The sequence below is a fragment of the Bifidobacterium saguini DSM 23967 genome, from assembly GCF_000741715.1.
GTDB lineage: Bacteria > Actinomycetota > Actinomycetes > Actinomycetales > Bifidobacteriaceae > Bifidobacterium > Bifidobacterium saguini.
The window spans coordinates 119,405-139,783 of record NZ_JGZN01000008.1; the positions used below are offsets into that span (position 1 = coordinate 119,405).

The window sequence follows — 20,379 nt, forward strand, 5'->3', positions numbered from 1 at the left end:
CAACCGGTAAGGAAAAAACGCGGTCTGAGCGGCGGCGGTATCGCAGCCATTGTGATTTCAGTAGTTCTCATACCGATTCTGTTGTTCATTGCAGTTACCGCTGGCTTTGCAGCTATGGCAAACAAGGCGTTTAATGACGCCGCTCAGCAGGCACAAAGTCAAGCGGAGCAACAGCAACAGACTCAGCCCAAAGTCACCTACATCACAATGAAGGATCGCCCTTCATATCAGGAAACATACCAATACGTTAATGGTAAATACGAGCAGTACAGTCAGGAAGCACTCACTGATTTACAGGGCTTTATGGATAAGTACCGCATTCCGATTACTGATGATGGTGGCAAATATGTGACCGACTTCATCGCCGTGCTAGGCAAGTATTCCAATAATTTGAAACTGATCGGAGACACTATTGGCGTCGATGCTGATGAGATGGACGACATCATCGCCTCCTACAAAACCGATACGGATACGGTAGAGGCTCATTTCAAGAAGGGCGAGCCGCTTGAAGTGCAAATCACACTCAAAGGCACCAATGGTGACACGTATACGGTTGATGGCCAGAATTCCGTGGAATTAAAGCCGTTATGGGCGGACTTGGAGCCGAAGATTGCATCAGCAGCCAATAATATGGGCTCCAATTATGCCGAAAGCGCCCAAAAAATCGTGGAGCTTGCCGGATTGCAAGTCAATTGGGATTTCAATGCCGGCAAGCAATACTGCACCAAGTCTTCTTCCAATAATCCGGATATGCAGGCTCTCGAAGACAAAGAAACGTTTGCATATTATTGCCCGGTTACGCCAAACGTTATTTACGCTAACGCGAATGCTAGCGGCTGGGACACGGATTACGCCCCTGCCGCGGCAATTCGCCATGAGCTCGCCCACCATGCCATTCATATGTATTGCGGCACTATTCAGCCACCAGTGGTGGTGCAGAATGGCGTGAATCGTTTTGAGGGCGTGACGAGCAGTTATGCCATCAAGTATTTGGGAGCAGACGCGAAGTGGCTTAAGCAAAGCGCGCAGTACGCCGCGCAGAATCATCACGAACAATATTTGATGGATGATTTCACGGATAAGGCCGCTGAAGCGATTCATCGAGGCGAATGCGAGGCGATCCAGTAGCAAACGCCCGATAAGTTACTTGAAAGAAGCAGTAATTGGAGGCAGTAATTGCGCGTGTTCACGAAACCGCCGCGCAGTTACTGCCTCTTTTCAATACAAAACAGGCAGTAACTGCGAGTTCTATTCGTACGTGCGCACAGTTACTGCCTGCTTACGACCTATTACAGCCTGTTGTTACAACCGGTTACGGCTACCAGCACCGAATCAGACGGCGGTACCGTTCTGATCGAGGTTCGGATTGTCCTTCGAATTGCCGGCGGTGAAGAACAGGCTCACCACGCCGACGATGAATACGCCGGAGACAGTGGCGATGAGCCACATCGGATGGCTCGGCAGCCACATCACCACAAAGAATGCGATGATGGCCAGGGCAATCAGCGTCCAGCTGCCCACGCGGAACCACTGGCGCACTGAATGCGGTGCTTTGAACATCTTTGGATTCGTATAGTTCGGATTGGTGGTGAGCAGGGTTTCGGTCTCCTCGACCTTGCCGCCGCTCGGCTTCCATTCCTTGCCATCCGTGCCATCCTGCAAACGAATGGACTTCTGCTGCAGCTGGTATTCGTCAATCATTCCCGAGCGGCCGCGGCCTTGGGTTTGGTCGTACTGCGAAGGCACTCCCCTACGGTTGGCTTTGGCTTGGGCACGACGTTCTGCACGATTCGGCATGTAATCTACTCCTGTTTCGACGTTGACACTGATGGCTATATTACTCGCTTATGCGGTAGGTCTGCGTATGGAAATCGCAAGTAACCGACGTGCCATCCGCAAACACGGAACGCTGCACCAAGGGATCGCCGTCAACGAACTCGTGACGGACCAGTTCCTGCATGCCGATTCGTTCGTGGAAGGCCGCGACCTGATGGCAGCGTTCGATGTCGTTTTCCGTGCGGGCGCGCTGCTCATCATCCATGTCACCATCCACGCCGACATAGGCGGCGTCGCGAATCAGGTATGGAGCACCGCCGTTGAGCAGGGCGTAAAGCATATAATCGTCGCCATCCACCACGCGCTCCATCATCCACGGTTCGATGACGCAGTCATGGTAGACGAGGTTATACAGCGGTACCGGCACGCCTTGGCGCGGCTGCGCGGGCGAACGCATCTGGAAATCGTATGGTGCGTAATGGCAGAACACGAGGCTCGGCACAGCCCAATCCGATACTTCTTCAGAAGAAGACAGGATGCCGTGTGAAAGCAGGTATTCGAAGCATTCAGCGCGGCGTTCGTAGCATTCACGTCGGGTCATGCGGTGTTCCGGGTTGGAGCATTCGTCGCCCTCATTGCAGGTGAATACGTCCAGATACGCGCAATCCAAATCAACGCCATGTGCTGCGATTTCAGCGAAGTTGCGGCGCACATAGTCAGGTGCGAGTTCGGCACACAGGTAGGTTTGGTGGCCGCCTGCCCAACGCGCGTGCTCGGGCATAGTGCCGTCCGCCAAACGAATGGCATTGTTGGCGTCAAAGGTTTGTGCGGTGAAGTAGTAGTCACGGTATTGATCATGCGTGCCGAAAATGTCGCCCTGCTCATGAACGGCATCCACCAGCGCCTTCATACCTTCCCAGCCGCCTGCTTCCTCGCACGCTGGCAGATAATCAGGGTGGGCATTGTCGTATCCCGGCTGTGCCCAACCATCCAAATGCATGTAGAGACGGCCGGCACCCATGCTATGCAAGGTTTGCATTTGCTTGGTACGCTGCGCGAAGGTGACCAGCGAATCGTTCTTTTCGGGATGTTCCGGATCATAGAAGGACGAGTCGGGCTGCACTTTGGTTTTGATGCCGACGTGCACCCAGGAACGACCAATCAAATCGCGTACGGAAGGATTGCGTGCGGCTTTTTCGGCGAGCGTGCGCAAATGGCCACGTTCGTCCACGTAGGCACGGTAGGTTTTGCATACTGCGGTATGGTCCGCGTTATCGAGGAAACGGTAACGGATTACACGGCGGTAGTTCATCGTGCCAAGGCTGGGTTCGAACCATGTGCCGATGTGTGTATACGGACCGTTTTCCGGATGGTCGATGCTGTAGCCCGCATTCCACGGGGTTTCGCAGATGGCGATGTACGCGTGGGCATCAGCGCGAATCTGCGCGAACCACGGCATGTAACCACCGGCTGTTTCGTATCGGCCATCGAAGGCGATGTCTTGAGTGGTTACTGCGGTCGGCCAGGTATTAGGAATAAGCACGCCCTGCTCGTGCGTAATCAATGTTGCATCGTGTTCGTCTGCACGATCGAAGGCAAACGGAGCAGGCCACGCCACGTTTGTAACGTTCAGCCCCTGTTCATTGAGTGGAATCCATTCGAACAACACGTCGCCGGAGGAACGCTCCACCCAAACATAGGTTTCGAATGCGTATGCACTGTGGCCGAACCCTGTGTATATGCTGCGGATGCCAACGCCGGTTCCGGTTTCTCGCTGCTCATGTGTAATGGATACGGCATCAGTGAATGCGAATGTTCCTTGGCTTGCTGTCAGGCTTGGTACGGCATCAGCGCAAGTGCTCCATTCGGCTCCGCTGCGCGTGAAAACGAACTGCAGTGTTCGTTCATCGAATCGCACGGTGGTCCCGGATACGGTGAATTCCATGAGAGGTACTCCTCGTTTCTGTTGTATAGCTGCCTCAGTGTTGGCAATGGTTTGGATTGTACAGTTCGACTGCGGCAAAACATCGATTTGCGGCAAGACGCCCGCCTGCCTCATCTGAGACAAACGGGCGTCTGATTATGCACCTACGCAGTTTATCGTTCACGGTTAGCAGTCGCGAATGATGACTGCGATCGCGCTAATCGACAGATTTACTTCTTGGTTAGCTCGGTGAACACGGGGCCGCCACCATAATCGAATTCGACGCCGGAGACGGACTGGGTGCTCACTGCGGTGGCGTTCTGGTTCCACAGCGGAATGGCCGGAAGATCCTGCAGCAAAATCTCCTCACCCTGCTGGTAGTACTTGTCAGCTTCCTCAGTGGAGGACGCGGAAAGAGCCTTGTCCATCAGCGCATCGAACTCAGGGTTCTTGTAGTTGCCGGAGTTCGCGCCCTTGCCATCGGCGGAGCTGGAAGCATACAGCTGCACCAAGTAGTTGTCTGCGGACGGATAATCCGGCCCCCAACCACTGCGGTATGCGGTGGTCATCTTGCCGGAGTCCACGTTGGAAAGGAACTCATCGGAAGTGGACATTGGAGCGCCCTCGGCATTGATGCCGAGCGTGTTCTTGACGTAATTGCACACAGCCTCAACCCACCCCTTGGCGTTGCCATCGGCGTTGTAGGCGATCTTAAAGTCGCCGCTCCACGGGGAGATAGCGTTGGCCTTGGCCCACAGTTCCTTGGCCTTCTTCGGGTTGTACTTCAGCACTTCATTGCCCTTGAGGTTCTTGGAGTAGGCGCTGATTGGCGCAGCAATGAAGTCAACGGCCGGCGTGGACGTGTTGTTGAAGATCTTCTCAGCGATGGTCTTGCGGTCGATGGACATGGAAATGGCCTGACGACGCAGGTTGCCTTCCTCATTCTGACCGAAGTGGTCAAGCCACTCAGGGATGGTGAAGGTGAGGGTGTTGCCACCGGGCTGGTTGTAGGCCTTGATTGACTTATCGGACTGGAAGGTCTTCAGTGCGGTGGATGGGATGGCATGAGTGAAGTCCAGGTTGCCACCGCGCAAATCAGCATAGGCGGAGTCCGGAGAAGTGTAGATCATGAAGTCAAGGCCATCGTTCTTGGCCACGCGATTGCCCTTGTAGTCAGGGTTCTTGACCATCTTGATGCTGCGGTTGTGGCTCCAAGAGACAAATTTGTACGGGCCGTTACCAACCGGGTTCTCACCAAACTTCTTCGGATCCTTGAACGCGGATTCCGGAAGCGGCATGTATGCATGGCTGCCAGACTTGACCGGGAATGCGGAATCAGGCTGGCTGAGCTTCACATCGATGGTGTAATCGTCCACAACCTTCAGACCAGAGAGCGTGGCGCTCGGGTCAACATCCGACTTCTGCAAATCGTCATAACCCTGGATGGTGCTGAAGAAGCTGGCGCTACCCTGCTTGTTGGCGCTGTTGGCAGTGTAATTCCATGCATCCACGAAGGAATGAGCGGTGACCGGCGTGCCGTCGGTGAACTTCCAACCCTTCTTAATCTTGATAACGTAATGCGTGGCATTGTCGCTGGAGGTGATGCTCTCAGCCACCTCGTTGTGAATGCCACCCTTGGCATCGTACGTAACCAAGCCTGCAAACAGCTGATCGACAACCTTGCCGCCGCCAGCTTCGGTCACAGCGCCTGGAAACAGCGGGTGTGCAGGTTCGCTGCCGTAGACGGAAATAATATTGGAACCTGCCGTGCTGCTGGCATTGCTGGACGAACCAGTCGATCCGCAACCACTGAGCAGCATGACGATAGCCGCTCCGGCCGCAACCAATGAGGTGATGTGGCGTGTTTTCATAATTCTCTCCCACAGTGTTGTTGTCGCGTTATAACGACGAAAGAACAACATAGGAGGGTCATGTTAACTAACTATGCATAATCTCGAAATACAAGAAACAAGAAACAAGAAACCCCTACTGAAACATAGCAGGGGTTTTTAAGAGAGCTCAAGCCGCTTTAAGTACTTGAGTAGACCTATAGCGGCTTTCAGCGAGGCAGCATCATCGGGCGGTCGGACGCCTTGATCGGGGCCGGCAGCTCGCTGGTCTTCTCGCTGGATAGATACTCGTCCACAGCGGCGGCGCAAGAGCGGCCTTCCGCAATGGCCCAGACCACGAGGCTCTGACCACGACCGGCATCACCACAGACGAACACGCCATCCTGGCTGGTGGCGAAGTTGTCGTTGCGGGCGATGTTGCCGCGCTTGTCAAGCTCGACCGGCAGCTGATCGACCAGCGTGGTGGTATCCGGGTGCAGGAAGCCCACGGAGATAAGCACCAGATCAGCCGGAATCACGCGCTCGGTTCCAGGCTGGCGGGTGAACGGTCCGTTCTCGCCGGGAGCCACGTTCACGATCTTCAGGCCGGTCACGTGACCGCGTTCATCAGCCACGAAACCTTCCGCGGTGGCAGAGTTCTCAATGGTGACCTTGGACTGTTCCTCTTCGGAACCGACAAAGTTCACGGAATCGGTGTTGTACAGATATTCGCCGCCTTCGGCCATCGACGTGGTCTTCTGGTAGAGACGAGCGAAGGTAGGCCACGGCTGATTATCCGGACGTGAGGTCGGCTCCTTCGGCATGATCTGCAGCACGGTGACGGACTTGGCACCCTGACGGATGGAAGTACCGAGGCAGTCGGAGCCGGTGTCGCCACCGCCGATGACCACCACATGCTTGTCTTTGGCAGTGATGTCGTTGACGGGCTTGACTCCGAAGACGCGGCGTGTGGCATCCGGCAGGAAGTCGAGAGCAAAGTGGATGCCGTCGAGCTCACGGCCCGGAATCTTCATATCGCGAGGCACACGGGAGCCGATAGCCACAACCACAGCATCGTAACGATCGCGCAGCTCATCCCAAGAGATGTCCTTGCCGATTTCCACATTGGTGCGGAAGCGGGTGCCTTCGGCTTCCATCTGCTCGATACGGCGGTCAATCAGACCCTTTTCGAGCTTGAAGTTCGGAATGCCGTAACGCATCAGGCCACCGAGCGCATCATCCTTTTCGTAGACAACCACAGTGTGGCCGGCGCGGGTCAGCTGCTGTGCCACAGCAAGACCTGCAGGACCGGAGCCAACTACAGCCACGGTCTGATCGGTCAGGCGCTGCGGCGGTAGAGGCTTGACATAACCGAGCTCCCATGCCTGATCGATGATGGTGACCTCATCGTTCTTAATCATGGTCGGCGGCTGGTGAATGCCAAGCACGCAAGCCTGCTCGCACAGTGCCGGGCAGATGCGGCCGGTGAACTCCGGGAAGTTGGAGGTCTGGGAAAGACGGTTGTAAGCGTCCTCCCACTTGCCCTGGCGGACCAGATCATTCCATTCAGGAATCACATTGCCGAGTGGGCAGCCAGTCATACAGAACGGGGTGCCGCAATCCATGCAACGTGCGGCCTGCTCGCGGGTCCACGGCTGCAGACCGGATTCGGCGTGCACGTCGAACCAGTCCTTGATACGTTCCTCGATGGGGCGTTCAGCCAGCTCGCGGCGGGTACGGACTTTCAGGAATCCTCTTGGGTCGCCCATGTCAGCGCACTCCTTCCGTGACGTGCTCGTAAACCTCTTCCCAGGCTCCGGGCGAATTGAAATCGATGTTGTTGGCCTTGGCTTCTTCCATAGCCTTGGTCATAGCCAGATACTGCTTCGGCACCACATGGGTGAAACGCTTGACGGTTTCGTTCCAGTCCTCGAGCAGGGCTGCAGAGAACTGGGAGCCAGTCTCTTCAGCATGCTGCTTGACGAGGTCGTGCACCAGCTTGGCGGTTTCGGCATTCAAAGACTTGAACAGGAGGCTGCCGGACTTGATGGCACCCGGGTTGACCTTCTTCATGTCAAGGTCAAGCACGTAGGTGTTGCCACCGGAGAAGCCTGCGCCGAAGTTACGGCCGGTTGGACCGAGCACCACCACAGTGCCGCCGGTCATGTATTCGCAGCCGTGATCGCCCACGCCTTCCACCACGAACGTGGCGCCGGAGTTACGCACGGCGAAGCGTTCGCCTGCACGGCCTGCCACGAACATCTGGCCGGAGGTGGCACCGAAACCGGTGACGTTGCCGGCGATGACGTTCTCATGCTTGTCGAAGGTGACGCCTTCCTCGGCACGAACGATCATGCGGCCACCAGAGAGTCCCTTGCCGGCGTAATCGTTGACTTCGCCGTAGATGCGCAGGGTCTCGCCGCGCGGAATGAAGGCGCCGATGGACTGGCCGCCAGAGCCGTGCAGGGTCATGTCGATGGTGTCGTCCGGCAGACCTTCCTCGCCGTAGCGGCGGGTGATCTCGTAGCCGACCATCGTGCCGACAGTACGGTTGACGTTGCGAATCGGCATTTCGATGCGCACGGGCTCCTTGCGCTCAAGCGCCGGCTCGGCGAGCTTGATGAGCTCGTTGTCCAAGGCCTTTTCAAGCTCATGGTTCTGCTCAATGGTCTGGTGCAGGATGGTGCCCGGAACTGGGCCGGCCTGCTTCAGAACATTGCTCAGGTCAATGCCGTCGGACTTCCAACGCTTGATGGCTTCGTTCTGGTCGAGGCATTCAACGTGGCCGATGGCCTCCTCGAGGGTCTTGAAACCGAGCTCGGCCAGGATCTCGCGCACTTCCTCAGCGATGAACATGAAGAAGTTGACCACATGCTCAGGCTTGCCGCGGAAACGAGCGCGAAGCTCAGGATCCTGAGTGGCGATGCCCTGAGGGCAGGTGTTCTTCTGGCATGCGCGCATCATGACGCAGCCTTCGACAATCAGGGCAGCGGTGGCGAAGCCGAATTCCTCGGCGCCAAGCAGCGCTGCGATGACCACGTCACGGCCGGTCTTGAGCTCGCCGTCGCACTGGACGACGATGCGGGAGCGCAGGCCGTTCAGAATCAGCGTCTGCTGAGTTTCGGACAGGCCAATCTCCCACGGGGTACCAGCGTGCTTGATGGCGTTGAGCGGAGCTGCACCCGTACCACCATCGTTGCCGGAAATCAGCACAACGTCGGCATGGCACTTGGCCACACCTGCGGCAATCGTGCCCACACCGAACTCGGAGACGAGCTTGACGTGGATACGAGCCTTCGGGTTGGCCATCTTCGCATCGTTGATCAGCTGCTTCAAATCCTCGATGGAGTAGATATCGTGGTGCGGCGGCGGGGAGATGAGTTCCACGCCCGGGGTGGCGTGACGCACATGGGCAATCCACGGCGGAACCTTGGCACCCGGCAGATGGCCGCCTTCGCCCGGCTTAGCACCTTGGGCAAGCTTGATCTGCAGATCGGTGGCGTGCACCAAGTAGTCAGAGGTTACGCCGAAGCGAGCGGATGCAATCTGCTTGATACGGCTGTATCGCTGCGGATCGTTGATACGGTCCTCGGATTCGCCGCCTTCGCCGGAGTTGGAGCGTGCTCCAATGGAGTTCATGGCGATGGCGAGCGTCTCGTGGGCTTCCTGAGAGATGGAGCCATAGCTCATGGCGCCGGTGGAGAAGCGCTTGACGATTTCGCTGGCCGGCTCGACCTCGGAGATGTCAATGGGCTTGCGAGTGTTCTTGAACTTCATCAGGCCACGCAGGGTCATGAGTCGGTTCGAAGTGTCGTTGATGTGGTGCGAGTACTTCTTGAACATCTGGTAGTCGCCGCGCTGGGTCGACTGCTGGAGCAGGAAGATGGCTTCCGGATCGTTCAAGTGATCTTCGCCGGTACGACGCCACTTGTAATCGCCACCCGTGCGCAGGTTGCGATGCGGTGCCGCAGTCCACTGGTTCGGATAAGCGACGCGGTGGCGGATAGCCACTTCCTCGGCGATTTCATCAAGGCCAACGCCACCCACACGGGAGGTGGTGCCGGTGAAGTATTCGTCCACAACTTCCTGGCTCAGGCCCACGGCTTCGAACAGCTGTGCGCCACGGTAGCTCATGATGGTGGAGACGCCCATCTTGGACATAATCTTGAGCACACCGGTGGAGAGAGCCTTGGTGAGGTTCTTCACGGCGGTGCGTTCGTCCACCTTGAGGTAACCAGTACGTGCCAGGTTCTCCACGGATTCAAAGGCCAGATACGGGTTCACGCAGGCGGCACCGTAAGCAATGAGCAGTGCCACATGGTGAATCTCACGCACGTCACCGGCCTCGACAGCCATAGAAATCTGGGTGCGAGTATGGCGGCGCAGCAGGTGGTGCTGCACGGCTGCGGTCAGCAGCAGGGACGGAATCGGACCCCACGTGTGGTTGGAGTCACGATCGGAAAGCACGATGAAGTTCTTGCCGTTTTCGATGGCCTCATCGATTTCAGCAAAAATCTCATCCAAACGCTCTTCCAGAGCCTTGCCGCCGCCAGCTACCTGATACAGGCCCTTGACCACGTACGGACGGTAGTAGTCGCCCAAGATGCGGGCACGGTCGAGTCGCTTCAGCTGAGCCATCTCATCGGAGTTGACCACAGGCAGCGGAATCAGAATCTTCTTGGCATGCAGTTCGGAATCGGCCAACAGGTTCGGCTCGGGGCCAATGGCGGATTCGAGGGAGGTGACGATTTCCTCGCGTTCCCAGTCCAGCGGCGGGTTAGTAACCTGTGCGAACTTCTGGGTGAAGTAATCGAACAGCATGCGGCTGCGCTTGGAAAGAGCCGGCAACGGGGTGTCGTTGCCCATAGAGCCAAGCGGCTCCTTGCCGGTGTTGGCCATCGGGGTGAGCAGCAGCTTCAAATCTTCCTCGGTGTAGCCGAATGCGCGCTGACGGCGCTGCACGGACTGACCGGAGTGGCTCACATGCTCACGCTTCGGTAGGTCGGAGAGCTCCACGGAGTTGCCTTCCACCCACTTGCGGTATGGGTGCTGGGCTGCGAGGTTCTTCTTAATTTCCTCATCCGGGATGATACGGCCTTCGGCAGTATCCACGAGGAACATCTTGCCCGGCTCCAAACGGCCCTTGGACACGATGTGATCCTGCTCGGTTTCCGGCAGCACTCCGGCTTCGGATGCGAGCACGATGTAGCCATCGTCGGTAAGCTGCCAGCGGCCAGGGCGGAAGCCGTTGCGGTCAAGCAGTGCACCCACCTGGGTGCCATCGGTGAAGACGATGTCTGCCGGGCCATCCCACGGCTCAATCAGCGTGTTGTTGTACTCGTAGAAAGCACGCACATCCGGGTCGAGATCGTTGTTCTTCTCCCATGCCGGAGGCAACATCATGCAGATGGCGTGCGGCAGAGAGCGACCGGCAAGGTGCAGCAGTTCGAGACATTCATCGAACGTACCGGAATCAGAGTAGCCCGGAGTGGTGATGGGCAGCAGCGGCTTGAATTCACCGAGCAGTTCGGAACTCAGGCGGCCTTCGCGGGCGGAGAGCCAATTGCGGTTGCCCTGAATGGTGTTGATTTCGCCGTTGTGAGCCAGCAGGCGGAACGGCTGAGCGAGCGGCCAGCTCGGGAACGTGTTGGTGGAGAAGCGGGAGTGGACGATGGCCACGGTAGCCTTCATGCGCTCGTCAACCAAATCCGGGAAGAAGTGGGTGAGCTGCATGGTGGTGAGCATGCCCTTGTACGTGATGGTACGAGCGGAAAGGGATGCGAAGTAGACACCCACCTCATGCTCCACACGCTTGCGGATGCGGAAGGTCTTGCGGTCAAGCTCCACACCACCCAAGGAACCGTCTTCGGATGCGACGACCAAGGTCTTGAAGCCCGGCATTGCGGCCAGCGCCTGTAGGCCGAGACCATCCGGGTTGGTGGGAACCACACGCCATGCGAGGACTTCGAGGCCTTCTTCACGAACGATCTTGGCGATGGCCTGTTCCTGCTGGCCGGAAGTTTCGATATCACGGTCAAGGAATGCGATGCCTGCGGCATAATGGCCGGCTTCCGGCAGTTCGGCCGGAACCGTGGCACGCATGAACTCGTCCGGCATGCTCATCAAAATGCCGGCGCCATCACCTGTGTTCTCTTCGGCACCCACAGCACCACGGTGATCGAGGTTAACCAGCACCTCGATGGCGTCCTTGACGATCTTGTGTTCAGGACGCTTGTTCAGAGTGGTGACCATACCCACACCACAGGCGTCATGCTCGTTGGAGGGGTCATACATGCCGTCCGGAGCATGGACCGTGAGATCAAGCGGGGCTTTGAATGTCACCGAAATCACCTCAATTACTTATGGGCACGCTAACAACGCGCCACTTCTCTAAGTTGCTGTTGACAGCGTAGCGTTGCACTATGTCTTTTACGTTTCGCTGTCCATATACCGAGTTGCGTAAAAAGTCAAGAGTCAATTTTACGCAATTTTGGGACACTCACAGAACCGGCCGCGTCACGTCCCTCGCTTTCGCGCGCAAAACGATTATTCCCATGCGAGGAAAGCAAAAAAACGTTTGTATGTTCGCGCGAGGACGAGGCCTGCGCGAACATACAAACGTTTAAACCGGCAAAATCCTTCGTATGTTCGCGCACTACTCGTCAGTTGCGCGAACATACGAAGGAATGTCGAGACAATCCAGCCGCTACTCCACGGATTTCAGTGCGGCGAGCATGTCCACCGTGCGCAATCGTCGGTAGACCACTGCACCCAGCAACGCCAGCACCACTGTAATCAGCACCAGCGGCACCACGAATGCGGCCCAGCCGAGTGCCGGATCGAACATCACCTCGTCCGGCGGCACTTCGGTGATAATGTACTGATGCAGCCAACCGCCGAACGTGTAACCGCCCACAATGCCCAGCGCGGACAGCACAATGGTTTCTCGATAGATATACATCGTGGTCTCATTCGAATGGAAACCAAGCACTTTGATAGTCGAGAGCTCGCGGATTCGCTCCGAAACGTTCAGGTTGGTGAGGTTGTAGAGAATCACGATGGCGAGCAACGCTGCCACCAGAATCAGCACCTCCATAATCTGGTTGAGCGAGTTTACGATGGTGGCCACCTGATTTTTCATCGTGGTGTTCTGCACCACTGACCTGACGCCATCCACTGTCATGAACCGTGCACCTTGCTTTTCGGCGTTCTCAATACTGTTATCTTCGAGCTTCACCATGTACGCGTTCGACTGGTACTCCTTATGGAACACATGCTCGTATTCGCCGGAGCTCATCACCATGAAATGTCCGATGTACATTTCACTGATGCCGTCGACACGTACCTGTCGGTTCACACCGCTCGAATCGGTCACGGTGATGGTATCCCCCACTTTGGCGTCCAGCATGGCAGCCATGCGTTCGGAGATGATCGCTCCACGATCGGTGAGGACTTGCGGCTTGCGCCCAACCCGCGAGCGCAACGTCAGATAATTCCCGAAGTTGTAGGCATCATCAGTGACCAGCAGGGTAATGCTCTGCTTGTCATGCTCTTTGCCGGAGGTTTTGGTGAGTTCCTCGTAACGAATCGGCGTGGAGGATACCGCAGCAGCCCGTTTCATGGATTTGGCCACCGCCTGGTTCTGCTCTTCGTTGTTATCGCTGCGTTCGGCAACAATCAGGTCGTAGTGGATGATTTCGTCGAATTGTCGCTCGCCGATCTGTCCAATGGATGCCTGCACGCCAAGTCCGGCTGTCAGCAACGATACGGCTCCGGCCACACCGAATATGGTCATGAGGCCTCGGGTCTTGTATCGGAATAGATTGCGGGCGGTGACTTTGCGCGTGAAGTTCAGTCGATTCCACAGCGGTTTGATGCGTTCCAGGAAGATCTTCGAACCTTTGGCGGGCGGCTTCGGCAGCAACAAGGCAGCCGGCTTCTCCCGCAGTTCACGGTATGCGGCGAGGACGGCTGGCACCACGGCGCTCACCCATGCGAGCAGGAATGCCACCAAGGTCACGACTGGATGGAATACCAGTGCGATGCGAGGCACGGTGAACCCATCGCTGTACGCGTGGTAGACGATCATCGGCAGCACCGTATGGCCAAGCAGCACACCCAGAATCGTGCCGATGGTTGAGGCGGTGAATCCGTAGAACACGAACTTCTTCAAAATGTCCTGATTACCGTAGCCCAGCGCTTTCAATGTGCCCGAATTGGTGCGTTCTTCATCCACCATGCGGCCCATTGTGGTGAAGGTCACCAGCGCTGCCACGAAGTAGAGGAACACTGGGAAAATCAACGCCAGTTTTTCCACGATGTTCGCGATGATTTCGTAAACTCGGTAGCCTTCCGAGGTCAGGCCTTCGCGGCGTCCGTCAATCGAATATGCGGGCACTTCGAGCGTATCCACTTTTTCGCGGGCCAGTGCGATATCATGCTCGGCTTTCTTGATTTTCTTTTCGGCGGCCGGCTTGGCGTCGTTGAATTCCTGCAGCTTCTGGTTGTATTCATCTTCCGCTTTTTCGATGCTACGATTGCCTTCAATCAGCTGACTGGCTCCTGCCGACGCGCTGTCCGGTGCACTGGATACGGCTGTGCCCAGTTCGGTCTGCTTATTGGCCAGCTGATTGCATGCTTCCGCGATAGCTGCCGCATTCTGCTGATACTCCTCACTCCCCTGTTCGAGAGCCGAGGCACTGGAATTCCACTGCCCTAATGCAGCGTTGTATTCGCCGAGTTTATTGTTGTATTGCTCCGCCGCATCATTGTATGCCTGCAACGCTTTGTCGTACTGCGCTTTCACACTGCTGTATGCATTGCCGGTCAGCCCTGAGTCAGCCCAGGATTGCAATATCGCGCCGGTTTTATCCAGCACTGTTTTGGATGTGTCCAACGCTGTGCGAGCCATGTCCAATTGTGTTTTAGCATCAGAAAGTTGCTGCCAAGCTGTGCCGAGCTGGCCTTGCCCCTGACTCAGCTGCTGTCCGCCTGCCGCCAGTTTGGTTTGCGCTGCAGTCAATTGGGAGCCGGCTGAGGCGATTTGTGCGCTTGCACCGGAGAGTTCCGCCAGTGCTGAGGATGTTTGATCAACGGCTTGGATACTGCCATCAGTTAGCTGGTCTTTGCCGGATTCGATTTGGGCCTTGGCATCGTTCAGCTGCGTCTGGGCATCGCTAAGTTGTTGCTTGGCTGCATCGACTTGCGACTGCGCCTTATCGATCTGTTGACGACGCTCGTCTTTGATGGAATCTTCGCGAGCCTTGGGCTGATTGGCGAGGCGCTTGGTCAAAACGGCTTTATGCGCTTGCACAAGGTCACGGTATTCGCTGGTCCAATAGTCGACGTTTTGCGTGTCGTTGAAGGTCACACGACCGATCATCTTCACCTTGGAATCGAAGGCGGAGTCCGTTACCACGGCATAGCCATCCAATTCGCCGGTGCCGGCTGTGGATTGGCCGAGATTCACATTCGATAATCCTTCGGTAGAATTCACGAACCCGACCACCGTGTATCGGCTGTGCTTCAAGACCTTGTCACCCGCGATATCCGGCTGTTCACTGATGGCGATAGTGCTGCCGATGGCATACTTGTTCCGCTCGGTGCGATCCAAGGCGATTTCGTTCGCTTTGCTCGGCAGTCGTCCTTCTTCCACAGCGAATGTGGAGATGGTTTTCGGATTGGAGTAGACACGCAGACTGTGATTGCTGTTGTTGATGGTCACATCTTTGAAGTAGCCGAATTCAGCGGATTTGACGCCCGCGGTATTGCGGATGATGCGCGCATCGTCGTCGGTCAGGCCGTAATCGCTGATGACGGTAACGTCCGCCAGATGATTGGTGGTGTAGTAGTCGGTGCCGGTGATGCGCATGTTCGGACCGGTGACGAACAGGCCAACAAGCGCAAACGAGCCGAGCAGCATGAGGCTTACGATGGAGAGGAAGCGCCCTTTGGATTTGTTGAGGGTCGCAAAGATGTCTTTCCACAGCATGCGTTTGCGCAGCATTCCGGTGCGTGATGCCGTGCTGCGTCTATGGCTACGACGAGCCGACGTCTGTTGAGCGTCGGTTTTGTCGATCACCAGAAAATCGTTGAAATCAGCCATGTTTACCACTCCAGATCCTTGATATCCATCGGATGCTCATTGATTTCGATGGATTTGACGCGCGCATCGTGCATGTGAATGACTCGATCCGCTATGGGTGCGATGGCTGAATTATGGGTCACGATGACCACCGTGGCACCTTTCTTTCGACTCTGATCCTGCAGGATCTGCAGCACTTGTTTGCCGGTGTTGTAGTCGAGCGCGCCGGTCGGCTCATCACATAGGAGAATCTTCGGATTCTTAGCCACGGCCCTGGCGATGGCCACGCGCTGCTGTTCGCCACCGGAAAGCTGAGCAGGGAAATTATCGATGCGGTCTTTGAGCCCGACGTCAATCAGTGTCTGCACTGGATCCTGTGCATCTTTGACGATTTCGGAGGCGAGCTCCACGTTCTCTTTGGCGGTCAGGTTGGCCACGAGATTATAGAACTGGAAGACGAAGCCGATGTCGTAGCGACGGTAGTCGGTGAGCTGGTGGGCGTTGTAGTTGGAGATGTCTTTGCCGTCGATGATGACTTGGCCTTCGGAGTTGTTGTCCATACCGCCCAGAATGTTGAGCACAGTTGATTTGCCGGCACCGGATGCTCCAAGAATGATGGCCAACTCCCCTTTTTCGATGCCGAAGCTGACGTCGTTGTTGGCCGTGATAGTAGTGTTGCCGGTCTGGTAACGCTTGAAGCTATGAACCATTTCGATGTATGCCATAGTGTCTGTCCTCTTCCATCCTCTGGCTCCCCTTGCTAGGGGAGCTGTCACCGTAGGTGACTGAGGGGTAGATGTCGTCATCGTCGAACGTCGATAAGTCAAAACGAACAACGTGTTGATTTATTACTTGCATCGTAATTTCGCGAGAAACTGCCGGTCAATGACCACAATTGGGCGAACTGTCTAAATTGAACACATATGAATATTTTGCCGATTCTGCGGGTTAATCAGACAACGTGTTGATAGAATCGCACATGAGAGCAACATCACAGCAATCAACACAAGACCTCATGAGACTACCCCTCAGTCGCCTACGGCGACAGCTCCCCCGACAAGGGGAGCCTCACAGGAGGCACTCAAAGTTGCTGTGATGATGCCAAACGCATATGCAACAGAACGGAGGCAGCAATGGCTGGTAAGCGCAATACCAAAACCGAGGCGAAGATCAAGGCAGCGTTTACCTCGTTGATGCAATCCAAAGGCTTCGACGCCATGACCGTGAGCGACATCGCCCGCGCGGCCGGCATCAATCGCGGCACGTTCTATATGCATTACATTGATAAGTTCGATCTACGCCAGCAGCTTATCGACGACACCATCGACGACTTGACCCAGATCCTTGTCGAGAACTCGGACGACAACGGGCAGACCATCACCACCGACGGCAAAGCGATTTGCGATGCGTTCAAAGAGGAGGCCATAGCCAAAGCGCTGCATTACGTCAAGAATGACTATGCCTTCTTCAACGCAATCTCCCGCTCAGGCACTGACATGCAATTGTATGATCGCCTGAAGAACGTACTGAAGCAGCTCATCGTGGCACAAGCCAAGCGGTTCGGCGAGGAGCCCAAGCATGATTACAACGGCATTCCCGCCGATTATGCAATGGAGATTCTCGTCTCCGCCGTCTCCTCGATTATCTGGCTATGGATTCGCCGCGGCTGCAAGGAGACCCCGGAACAGATCTGTCACATCATCGAAACCAATAAAACCACTGCACCGATTGACGTACTGTGGTGAGACACCCAGCCAACCATCTAATCCGTCCCGCTTGAGGGGCTCCCGCTCATGCACGAGCCCAAATCGACTCATACCGCAATAGGAGCGGTGGAACGACGCACCACCACATCAGTAGGCATGATGACATCGCGGATGTCATTCAAACCAGCATCGGCGGAAGCGGCCCCCAAACGTTCGTATGGCACACGAACCGTGGTCAATGGCACGATCAAATCACCAGCAAGAGGCATGTCATCAAATCCGGCCACCGAAACCTGATCAGGAACGGATACACCGGCAGACATCAATGCCTTGATGGCATCCAGCGCCGCCATATCAGTGGCACCGACGACGGCAGTGAATGGCACCCCTGTGCGATAGCGATCAGTGATCTGCGCCATATTCGCGCCGCCATCGCGCACGTATGGAAGATCCTGTGACGTGTCATGACGAATACCGGCCTCGGTGAGAGCCGCAAGGAATCCCCGGTAGCGTTCGTTGAACACTTCGGACTCCGGGCGAATCCCCACATACAAAATGTCACGATGCCCCAGGGAAATAAGGTATCGGGTGAGCTCATGCATGCCCCGCTCGCCCGCATAATAGACCACGCTGATGCGCGGATCCAGCCCCATACGCGGACGGCCAAGCGCCACGAGAGAGGTTCCCACTTCCTGGAACTGATTCACGTATGTGTTCAGTTCAGCATCCTTAATGGATCCCGGATCATCGTCAGCCGTGATGATGGCCACACGCGGACGCTGACCCAGCAAATCAGTAAGCACCACTTTGGCATCAACGCGGGAACCCGTATACGCGCCACCAGTCACAATGACGCGGAATGACATCTTCCTTCGCACGGACTCCTCAGCCAAAGCCCCCGCCATGGCATTGTATGTACCACCCGACAAGGCACGCATCACCAAAGTGATGGAATTCGGCGGAGTGGTCAACGCACGGGCGTGCGCATTCGGAACATATCCCAATGCCTTCACTGCTTGCTCCACTTTGGTGCGCGTGGCATCAGAGACACGGGCATTGCCGCGCATCACACGAGATACGGTAGCCACGGAAACCCCTGCTGCCGCAGCGATATCCCTGATATTGGCGTTGCCGGTTTTTGCTGGTCCCTTGGATGTTTTTACAGCAGCATCCGTTATTCCAGTCATGTCATTCACCCCTTCACTGCACCAAGCGCCACACCGGAACGCCAGAATCGTTGCATCAGAATCATCACTACCGCCAACGGAATGATGGAGACTATCGAGCCTGCAAGCGCGATGGTGGTCGGATCGAACACCGAGGATTGCTTGGTTTGCATAAAGCTATACAAGCCAAGTGCCAGCGTCCACTTATCCGAACCACGTAACATGGTGATCGGCAGATAGAAGTTATTCCATTGCAATACGAACGTCAGAATAAAGATGGTAGCGGCCGGCGTAGAAAGCATCGGTACCACAATCTGACCGAAAATGCGCAGCTCCCCTGCGCCATCCACACGAGCCGCCTCCAAAAGCTCATCCGGTACGGTGCCGTCAATGTATTCCTTGGCGAGATACACATCGAACGCATTGACGAATGAGGGAATCAGCACCGACCATACAGTGTTGGTCAGGTGCAGGCCGGCGAATAGCAGGTACAACGGCAAAGTCAGCAATGCCGTAGGCACCAGGAAGGATGCCATGACGAGCGCCATTTCAATCTTCTTACCGGGAAAATCAAACTTGCTTAATGAGTATCCGGCCGCGATGGAGATGACTGTGCAGACGATGGCGCCAACGCCCGCGTAGAGAATGGAGTTCAGCATCCAGCGGAAGAAAATGCCGTCCTCATACGTGAACAGCTGCTGGAAATTCTCTACGATGTGGTTTTCGGAGCCGAACCACAGGCCGCTGGTGTTATACAGTTCGACACGGCTTTTGGTCACGGAAACTACCAGCCACCAGAGCGGCGCAATGGAATAGAACGTGAGCAGCACAAGGCCGATCAGGACACCCGGGCGACTCCACTTGGATTGGCGGGAACGAGCAGCCGCACCATACCGAGGCTTCATGAATTGCTTGGCCATCACTTCCCCTTCCTATTGGTCACACCGTAGACGACTGCGGAAATGGCCGCGATCACCAACGCCAATACCACCGAAAGTGCTGCAGCGTAGTTGTAGTCGCCTCCTGCGGAGAACGTGTAGTTGTAAATCGTCATGATCGGCGTGAAATTCGCGGTCACGGTCTGCGGGGAAGCCGAACGGAACAGCAACGGTTGGTCGAATAGCTGCAGCATGCCAATCATCGACAGCAGTCCGGTCAACAATAGCGTGCCCCGAATCATCGGCAGTTTGATGGACCAGGCGATGCGTAGTTCGCTGGCACCATCGATGCGTGCGCTCTCATACAGTGACGGATCAATGGCTGTGAGCGAACCATACATGATGAGCATGTTGAAACCTATGTTCACCCACAGCAGGAGGTTTGCCATGGAGACCCAGAGCAACTGCGGACTGAAGAAATCGACGGTGAATCCAAGCAACGCGAAGAAACGCTTCAGTGGGCCAATGTCCGGCGAATACAGGTATACCCACACCAGCGTGGAGACAATGGTCGGCACCATGTATGGCACCAGCAACAGGAAACGATAGGCTTTCTTAGCCGCTCGCTTAGCCGCATCCAGCAACAATGCCTCCACTGCTGCGAACGCCATAATCAACGGTGTGGCCACACAGGTGAACAATGCCACGCGTCCCATGCCGTTCCAGAACGCAGCATCCTGGAAGGCGCGTACATACTGCGTCAAACCGGCGAACCGTGGATGTGGCCCATCAAGACCCAAACTACTGTATTTCAAGACGAACAGGCTTTCCCACAGTGCGTAAAGGAACGGAAGAATAAATGAAAACAGGAACAGCGCAAAGAATGGGAGAGAGAACAATGCTCCCTTGAGTCCACGATGGCGATGCCATGCGGCCACCGGATTCGCAATTTGGCGTTCCTGAGTTTTCGCATCCGAAGCAATCGAATTATCGATAGTATTCGTCATCATGCCCTC

12 protein-coding genes are annotated in these 20,379 nt (G+C 56.1%); 2 read left to right on the plus strand and 10 right to left on the minus strand.

Annotated features, from left to right (window positions below; all coding sequences use genetic code 11):
• Positions 1–51 precede the first annotated feature (51 nt).
• On the plus strand, positions 52–1,128 hold the full coding sequence (locus BISA_RS06575) for a hypothetical protein (protein WP_051917384.1): 1,077 nt from the start codon (positions 52–54) through the stop codon (positions 1,126–1,128).
• 204 nt (positions 1,129–1,332) lie between these two features.
• On the opposite strand, the gene BISA_RS06580 is transcribed toward BISA_RS06575, so the two are convergent.
• The 7 genes from BISA_RS06580 to BISA_RS06610 all read right to left on the minus strand — a co-directional run bounded on the left by BISA_RS06580 (position 1,333) and on the right by BISA_RS06610 (position 16,338).
• Positions 1,333–1,797: a membrane protein gene (locus tag BISA_RS06580; protein ID WP_033890929.1), complete on the minus strand. Its 465-nt coding sequence runs from the start codon at positions 1,795–1,797 to the stop codon at positions 1,333–1,335.
• Positions 1,798–1,837: 40 nt separating this feature from the next.
• Complete coding sequence (locus BISA_RS06585) at positions 1,838–3,721, minus strand: DUF5696 domain-containing protein (RefSeq protein WP_033890930.1); 1,884 nt, start codon at positions 3,719–3,721, stop codon at positions 1,838–1,840.
• A gap of 209 nt (positions 3,722–3,930) precedes the next feature.
• A complete protein-coding gene (locus BISA_RS06590) occupies positions 3,931–5,571 on the minus strand; it encodes a peptide ABC transporter substrate-binding protein (protein WP_033890931.1) in 1,641 nt (546 codons plus the stop codon).
• Between the two features lie 188 nt (positions 5,572–5,759).
• Positions 5,760–7,298, minus strand: coding sequence for a glutamate synthase subunit beta (locus BISA_RS06595; protein WP_033890932.1), 1,539 nt, complete (start codon positions 7,296–7,298; stop codon positions 5,760–5,762).
• 1 nt (position 7,299) lies between these two features.
• Complete coding sequence (gltB, locus tag BISA_RS06600) at positions 7,300–11,871, minus strand: glutamate synthase large subunit (RefSeq protein WP_033890933.1); 4,572 nt, start codon at positions 11,869–11,871, stop codon at positions 7,300–7,302.
• A 364-nt stretch (positions 11,872–12,235) separates the two neighbouring features.
• Complete coding sequence (locus tag BISA_RS06605) at positions 12,236–15,634, minus strand: ABC transporter permease (RefSeq protein WP_237746108.1); 3,399 nt, start codon at positions 15,632–15,634, stop codon at positions 12,236–12,238.
• Positions 15,635–15,636: 2 nt separating this feature from the next.
• The gene (locus tag BISA_RS06610; RefSeq protein WP_033890935.1) at positions 15,637–16,338 is read right to left on the minus strand and encodes an ABC transporter ATP-binding protein; all 702 of its coding nucleotides are present in this window, start codon (positions 16,336–16,338) and stop codon (positions 15,637–15,639) included.
• 408 nt (positions 16,339–16,746) lie between these two features.
• Between BISA_RS06610 and BISA_RS06615 the strand changes: the two genes are divergently transcribed.
• Positions 16,747–17,358: a TetR/AcrR family transcriptional regulator gene (locus BISA_RS06615; RefSeq protein ID WP_033890936.1), complete on the plus strand. Its 612-nt coding sequence runs from the start codon at positions 16,747–16,749 to the stop codon at positions 17,356–17,358.
• Between the two features lie 68 nt (positions 17,359–17,426).
• Here the strand turns inward: BISA_RS06615 and BISA_RS06620 are convergent, their stop codons facing one another.
• The 3 genes from BISA_RS06620 to BISA_RS06630 are packed head-to-tail and all read right to left on the minus strand — an operon-like array spanning position 17,427 to position 20,373.
• Entirely contained in the window at positions 17,427–18,506 is a 1,080-nt protein-coding gene (locus BISA_RS06620; RefSeq protein WP_033890939.1) for a LacI family DNA-binding transcriptional regulator, read from the minus strand.
• A gap of 5 nt (positions 18,507–18,511) precedes the next feature.
• The gene (locus tag BISA_RS06625) at positions 18,512–19,405 is read right to left on the minus strand and encodes a carbohydrate ABC transporter permease (protein WP_051917385.1); all 894 of its coding nucleotides are present in this window, start codon (positions 19,403–19,405) and stop codon (positions 18,512–18,514) included.
• Positions 19,405–20,373 (minus strand): carbohydrate ABC transporter permease, encoded by a 969-nt coding sequence (locus tag BISA_RS06630; RefSeq protein ID WP_202806954.1) that lies wholly within the window; start codon positions 20,371–20,373, stop codon positions 19,405–19,407. Before BISA_RS06630 ends, BISA_RS06625 begins: the two co-directional genes overlap by 1 nt.
• Positions 20,374–20,379 lie beyond the last annotated feature (6 nt).